Annotated in this window: 5 protein-coding genes and 1 pseudogene; 2 read left to right on the top strand and 4 right to left on the bottom strand. The window is 42.2% G+C overall.

Features of this window, described 5'->3' with window-relative positions; genetic code table 11:
• Nucleotides 1–386 precede the first annotated feature (386 nt).
• Complete coding sequence (gene recJ / locus RIE73_RS28580; protein ID WP_446404389.1) at nt 387–2390, top strand: single-stranded-DNA-specific exonuclease RecJ; 2004 nt, start codon at nt 387–389, stop codon at nt 2388–2390.
• A gap of 236 nt (nt 2391–2626) precedes the next feature.
• On the opposite strand, the gene psb30 is transcribed toward recJ, so the two are convergent.
• Nucleotides 2627–2752 carry a photosystem II reaction center protein Ycf12/Psb30 gene (gene psb30 / locus RIE73_RS28575; protein ID WP_006099423.1) on the bottom strand — a complete coding sequence of 42 codons (126 nt, stop codon included), beginning with the start codon at nt 2750–2752 and terminating at the stop codon, nt 2627–2629.
• 224 nt (nt 2753–2976) lie between these two features.
• On the opposite strand from psb30, the gene RIE73_RS28570 reads away from it, so the two are divergent.
• A complete protein-coding gene (locus RIE73_RS28570) occupies nt 2977–3327 on the top strand; it encodes a YkgJ family cysteine cluster protein (RefSeq protein ID WP_446404388.1) in 351 nt (116 codons plus the stop codon).
• A 272-nt stretch (nt 3328–3599) separates the two neighbouring features.
• Here RIE73_RS28570 and RIE73_RS28565 read toward each other — a convergent pair whose 3' ends face one another.
• From RIE73_RS28565 to RIE73_RS28555, 3 genes and pseudogenes are all read right to left on the bottom strand, one after another.
• Nucleotides 3600–5054, bottom strand: coding sequence for a serine/threonine protein kinase (locus tag RIE73_RS28565; protein ID WP_446404387.1), 1455 nt, complete (start codon nt 5052–5054; stop codon nt 3600–3602).
• A gap of 40 nt (nt 5055–5094) precedes the next feature.
• Nucleotides 5095–6036, bottom strand: a complete 942-nt coding sequence (locus RIE73_RS28560) for a serine/threonine protein kinase (protein WP_446404386.1) — start codon at nt 6034–6036, stop codon at nt 5095–5097.
• A 31-nt stretch (nt 6037–6067) separates the two neighbouring features.
• Nucleotides 6068–6999, bottom strand: a pseudogene (locus tag RIE73_RS28555) (hypothetical protein); the annotation flags it as partial.

Here is a 6999-nt window from a genome sequence, read left to right as displayed (position 1 = left end):
CGTACAAAATTAGGTTCGGTCAAACTCACTTCTAAAAGCCGAAACGCCCGATTTTTCGTTCTCACTCTTCCTTGTCTACTGGTCTACCTGTCTCCCTTGTCTTACCTCCACCCCAATCTTAAAAAACCTACCCTTATGAGGGGGGAGCAGGGGGAGATGGGGGAGATGGGGAAGATAAGGGAGATGAGGGAGATGGGGAAGATAGGGAAGTTGTGAGTTAACTCAAAACTCTACCTTACCCTTGCTCCCTATTGCCGATTGCCGATTGCCGATTGCCGATTGCCGATTCCCTGTTCCCTGTTCCCCGTTCCCTGACGAATGACGAATGACAAAGGACAAATCTGCTGTAGACTATCTCTAGCCCAACTGTAATTGCCCAAGTTAGCGTGTTCAGCCCATCTAGTTCTGACCAATCCCCATCCCCAACACCTCTGCCCAATCAGCGGTGGCAAATTTCCTCCGCTAACCCAGAAAAAGCCAACCAACTCGCCCAAGGGACAGGATTGTCACCCCTGCTGGGTCAAGTGTTACTTAATCGAGGATTCGACACCGTAGATCAAGCTATGGTCTATTTATATCCAGAATCCCAGGCGATGCCCACCCCGCTTGATGAATTTCCCGACTTGGCGATTAGTGTGGAGATGCTCAAAGAAGCGATCGCAGAAAATGAGAAAATAGCGATCTGTGGGGACTATGATGCTGATGGGATGACCAGTACCGCCTTGTTACTGCGGGCATTACGGTGGTTAGGGGCGGATGTGGAGTATGCGATTCCCAGCCGGATGAAAGAAGGCTATGGGATTAATACTCGGATTGTGGAAGAATTCGCCAATGAAGGCGTGGGGATAATTCTGACTGTGGATAATGGGATTGCAGCACACGACGCGATCGCCCGCGCTGTAGAATTGGGTCTAATGGTTATTATTACCGATCATCACGACCTTCCCCCTGAACTCCCCAACGCCGATGCAATTCTCAACCCGAAACAGTTACCGGAATCTTCCCCCTACCGCAGTTTAGCTGGAGTCGGTGTCGCCTATATATTAGCCGTTACCCTCGCCCAAGATTTAGGTCAGCATCAGGGACTCACTAGCCAACTCCTAGAACTCTTCACCCTAGGAACTATAGCCGATCTCGCCCCCTTAAATGGAATTAACCGCCGCTGGTTAAAACGAGGCTTGCAACGCTTACCTAAATCTCAACTGGCGGGAATTCAGGCTTTAATTCAAATGTCAGGCGTCAGTGAAGACCAAATCGCCCTGAAACCGGAAGATATCGGCTTTAAACTTGGACCGAGAATTAACGCCGTGGGGCGATTAGCTGATCCGCAAATCGTGATTGAACTCCTCACCACCAGCGACTCTGGAATCGCCTTAGAACGGGCGATGCAATGCGAACAAATTAACCAAAAACGTCAACACCTGTGCGCGGAAATCGAGGAAGACGCGATCGCACTGATTGAAAAAGAGGAGTTAAACTATCAACAGCAGCGCGTTCTCGTCTTGGTGCAACCAGATTGGCATCATGGGGTGATTGGGATTGTGGCGTCGCGCCTGGTGGAACGGTATGGTGTTCCGGTATTTATTGGCACCTATGAAGACGAAAATCAGGAACAGATTCGCGGTTCCGCACGAGGAATTCCCGAATTCCATGTCTTTGAAGCCCTACAATCTTGCCATGATTTATTAGGGAAATTTGGCGGACACCAAGCCGCAGGAGGGTTTTCGTTACCCAGTGAAAATTTAACCGCGTTTCAAACTCAACTGAGTCACTTTGCCCATCAATGTTTAGAACCGGAACATCTGAAACCCTTAGTCGCTATAGACACCGAGGCGAATTTTAATCAAATTAGCTATAATCTCTACCAACAAATTGACCGATTGCATCCCTGTGGGATTGGTAATCCTGACCCGATATTCTGGACGCCGAATGTGCGCGTGGTGGAACAAAGACTTGTAGGGAAAGGGCATCTAAAGCTTACCCTGTCTGGATTTGATGGAACCAAGCAACTGAATGCGATCGCGTGGCGTTGGGGTGAATACTTCCCTTTACCTTCTAATGTAGATATTGCCTATAAACTTAAAGATAATGCCTGGAATGGAAATGTGACGATTGAATTAGAGTTAGTCGGCATTCGGGTGAGTGAATCAGTCCCATCATCGATTAAAAAAGCTGAATTTTATCACAAGGAACGTCGCTATACCTGTAGTTTATGGGAATCATTAAACGAGTTGCGAATTAGGAATTCTGAAGGCAAAGTTCTGGTGATTCAAAAAGGACAACGTACCGGACTTTTAGGGTTCAAGCGGGATGATGCGAAACAAGTGGATGTTACCCAGCCTCACTATTATCAGTTAATTAAAGCCGCAACTCGTGCTTTAAAGTTGTGATTGGTCATTGGTCATTGGTCCTTTGTCATTTAGTCGGGGCGGGTGTCATTTAGTCGGGGCGGGTTTAGTTAGATTTGGGTGCAACTGAAACGATAGTTGTCAAACCCGCCCCTACAACTGTCATCAGATGGCTTCCCTATCTCCCTGATCTCCTAGACGTGCCATGGCACGTCTCTACATTGCTTCCCCAGCTTCAATGCATCAGGGAGCAAGATGCTCCCACTATAAGCAAACGGCTACAGGTCTCCCCTAAACGCAGCCAGCAGAAAAATAACCACAGGACCGGCAATCACAATCGCCGCCAGCACGGTAAGCTGGGCAATCAGTTCCCAGTTGATATTCCCGATAAAACTTAAATCCATCTATCCTCCCAATTAACCTAATTTCAATGGTGTCGTTAAAAATTGCCGATTAGATTTTACTGGGAAATGGGTCAGTTTTTTTAATCAAATTAACAAAACTATACAAAACGTAACAAAAATGTCATTTGTCATTTGTCATTTGTCATTTGTCCTTGCCTATCCGACAGACGAAAACCCGTTATTCTAGAGAAGCTTGGTAATCAATCACTCTATGGTGAAATGCAATGGCAACTTGGCGTTGTGTAAAGCAATGTGGTGCATGCTGTTATCTTGACCCAACTGAACGCCCTGGATTAGAAACCTATCTGACACCAGAGGAGTTAGACCAGTATTTGAGTATGGTGGGGGAAGATGGATGGTGTGTCAATTTTGATCATCAGACTCGTGAATGTCGCATTTATGCCCATCGCCCTCGCTTCTGTCGGGTGGAGGCGGATATATTTCAGGAAATGTATGGGATTGAACCGGAGGAGTTAAACGACTTTGCGATCGCCTGTTGTCAGGATCATATCGCGGATCTCTACGGCGATCGCAGTTTGGAGATGCTACGCTTTAACCGGGAAGTGGGGATTTGACATCCTCTTCAAGTTCAGAGTCAAAATTATTATAAGTTATAGCACTACGCACTCTAGTTAGGACATAAAAGAAAAATTCAAATCGCTCAATCCCTTGATGAGTAAGCGTTTTTCTTCACTATTGCAAGAAAGCCTATTGCAAGAAAGCCTGGCGCGTAGCGCTATATAGACTCATAGTGCCTGTTGTGATCGCAGAATCTTCCTGATTACTGAGGGTTGAAACTGTTACCTGTTGCCTCCCGTGACCACAACACTTATTCAGCAAACCCTAATTATTCTGATTGATATAGCCATTTTTTTATTTCTTGAATTATCCATTTACATTCAGATTTAGATAGACAATTTATCGTATATATTTTCTTTATAGTTTTTATATAAATTTGATGGTAAGAAGAATTGGCTGTAATTTCATTAATACATAAAGTTTTATCCCGTTGGCAATACTCTTGATTCTCAGTGTTATTGATGTCCTTTTTTTGAATATTAGTTGTTGGGTGAGACAACAAGTTAAATAAACTGGAGCGATTGCATTCAAAGATAAACCAGTCTCTATCAAATTGTAGGCTGTAGCTATTTAAGCAAGTAAAGCTTGTTCTTTTTATATCATTAATAATTGTAATTGAGTTTTCGTCGCATATATTTCGGGCTGCTAATTGATTTATTTGTTGATTGATTTGATCCTTATCTTTATTGGGTATAAGCCATATATGTAAAACAATAAATCTGATTAATTTTCCCGTTACTTCTGCTAATACAGCTCCTATAAACGGCGGCAACTTTAATATAAAAAACCAAAAATCTTGCAGTAATAGCCTGGGTTTGGCTGGAATGTTAATGCTAAGCTTATCTGCCGATCTTTTAATATTAATCCTGCTATAATCTGCCAGAATAGTTTCTTTTGTGTACAATTTTAAATGACCTTTTTCTAGGGATTTAATAGCTGAAAAAGCTGTCTTAAACCTCAGTCCTAAATCAGGTTCAGTCAGCGTTTCAATCCAGTTGAGGAACTGAGAATTAATACTCACCTTGTCGCGAAATTGAATCCGTAACTCAAGCTGGGGTAAGTCAGCCGGAGAAATACCCGTTAACAAATGAATCAAACTCGCCCCTAACGCATACAAATCAGACGCTGCAACCGCTTGTCCCCAAAACTGTTCTAAGGGTGCATAGCCAGAGGTTCCCACTACGGTAAACGTCACCCCTTCCATGGCTGCACTATTCTGCACCGCGCCAAAATCGACTAAATAAACCCGCTTGTCTCGTCCTAAAATCAGATTATTCGGCTTAATATCCCGATGCAAAACGGGTGGCTTTAATCCATGCAAGTACTGGAGAATCTTCAGCACCTGCGTAGCAATCGAACGCACCTGAGTTTCACTAAAGTGATAGCCTTGGTCTAATAACTGCTGCAAAGACTTCCCCGGAATATACTCCTGTACCAAACCAAACCAGTACAATCGGGCGCCTGTTTCCTTATCCAGGGAAAAATAATCTCGATAGTTGGGAATTTGGGGATGATTCAATTGTTTAAGAACCGCCGCTTCCCGTTCAAATAACTTAAACTCATCCCATTGCATCTGAGGACTAAACGCCAGTAGTTTGACGATGACAGGTTCCGGGGGCGATGAGTTCAAATCTTGGGCTAACCAAGTTTGACGACCTGCATTATTGGCTAACTGCTGTTGCAGTTGGTAACGTCCCTGTAATATTTGCGCTGGTTTTAACATGGTTCGCCTCGGATAGCGATGTTTCTTATTTAAGTTTGAATCACACCAATAAAAGTAAGAATAACCCAGAACCGATAAACACAAGCAAGCTCAACCACCCCCAAACATAACTCGATCTGAGTTCAGACTCAAGACTATCGATATCTTGCCCAAATTTCTTCGTATCAAGAGACAGATTTTTCAAGGCATACAAAGCTATACGTGTTGTTTTAAATCGCTTTTCTGCAGCGGGTTGGATCAGCTTCTCAATCCAGTTGGCAAAGCTAGGATGAATTCTTGTTGCTTGATGCTTAAACTGAATCTGCATTCCTTTCTGGGGCAATTCAGTCGGCGGAATGTTGGTTACCAAATGAATCAGAGTGGCACCCAAGGCGTAAAGATCCGATGCGGGAACGGCTTTTCCCCATAACTGTTCTGGTGGTACATAGCCACTGGTTCCCACAACGGTGAACGTCACTCCCTCGGCTTTGGCTTTGTCTTGAACAGCACCAAAATCCACCAGATAGATGTGGTCATCTTCTCCCAGAAGTAGGTTACTGGGTTTGATGTCACGGTGAATAATTGGCGGACTGAGTTCGTGCAAATAAATCAAAATTTCTAGAATCTCCTCAGTGATATAGTAGATTTCTTTTCGGCGAAAGTATCTTTTTTTATCTAAAAAATCCTGAAGAGAGTCGCCTTTAATATAGTTCTGCACTAGCCCCAACCATAACAATCCTTCTCCCTCAGTTGAATCGACGGTGAAATAATCAATATATTGGGGAATTCTCGGATGATTGATGGTTTGCATAATTTTGGCTTCTCGTTCAAACAGCTTGAGTTCATCCCATTGCATCTGAGGATTAAAGGCTAGCAGCTTAATCATTACTGTTTTAGGAGATGAGGCTTTTACGTCAGTGGCTATCCAAGTTTGGCGACCCGCATTTTCTTTGAGATTTATTAGTAATTTATAACGGTTTTTTAGTAGATGGTGTTTCCGCATACTCAGGTTTAAAATACAGTGCTTTATTGAATTATTGGCATTGATCGAGCCAGGTTTGGATTTCTTTGAGTATCCATTTACATTCAGCTTGAGATAAACCCCTTATCGTATATGTATCCGTTAGAGTTTTTAGATAGATTTGATGACAATCAGAGTTAACTGTAAGTTCTTGAAGGTATGAATTATAATAATTAGTATTTTCTAGTTTTGTTTTTCGAGTGTTTCTTTTTGTTGGTTGATCATACATTTTAAATAAAATGTAATTCTTACAGCATTCAAAGATTAATCCTTCTCTATCAAATTGAATGCGGTAGCTATTTAAAGAAACAAAACTTGTTCTTTTTATGTCATTCATGATTGATTTACATGTATTTCTTTTAAATTTAAGCCACCATTCTTTGAATGAAAACATTGTTTTTTTAACAACAAATACCATTTTTGTTGTTGATAAAATTAAAATTAAAAAAGCGAAATCAATGTTCATTAAAATTCCTAATGAAATAAGCAGAGACAATAATAAAGTTACCAAGTAAGGTCCTAAAGGAATTATCAAAATGAACATTATCGCTATAAGCATAATTAGAATATATGTTCCTATAAGTGGTGCTATTTTTAGAGCAAAACCAAACAAGTCTCGCAGTAATAACATTGGCTTTGCTGGAATAGTAATACTAAGTTGATCCGCGACCGATTTGTCAATTTTAATTTTACTAGAAGCCGGGGGTTTAATCCTTGGGGTATTATCCTTAATTAAATAACCTTGTTTGAGTTTTTTTAGGGCTTGAGAAGCTGTCTTAAACCTCAGTCCTAAATCCGGTTCACTCAGGGCTTCAATCCAGTTGAGGAATTGAGGATTAATACTCACCTTGTCGCGAAATTGAATCCGTAACTCACGCTGGGGTAAGTCAGCCGGGGAAATCCCGGTTAACAAATGAATCAAACTCGCCCCTAACGCATACAAAT

It is taken from the genome of Coleofasciculus sp. C1-SOL-03 (assembly GCF_040220555.1).
GTDB lineage: Bacteria > Cyanobacteriota > Cyanobacteriia > Cyanobacteriales > Coleofasciculaceae > Coleofasciculus.
Note: the sequence above shows the minus strand (reverse complement) of the source record. Positions and strands in the feature narration are given on the sequence as shown.

What these genes read in the sequence shown, in the direction of transcription:
- psb30 (WP_006099423.1), bottom strand. Translation starts at nt 2,752, where the DNA reads ATGGATTTAAGTTTTATCGGGAATATCAACTGGGAACTGATTGCCCAG.
- RIE73_RS28570 (WP_446404388.1), top strand. Translation starts at nt 2,977, where the DNA reads ATGGCAACTTGGCGTTGTGTAAAGCAATGTGGTGCATGCTGTTATCTT.
- RIE73_RS28565 (WP_446404387.1), bottom strand. Translation starts at nt 5,054, where the DNA reads ATGTTAAAACCAGCGCAAATATTACAGGGACGTTACCAACTGCAACAG.
- RIE73_RS28560 (WP_446404386.1), bottom strand. Translation starts at nt 6,036, where the DNA reads ATGCGGAAACACCATCTACTAAAAAACCGTTATAAATTACTAATAAAT.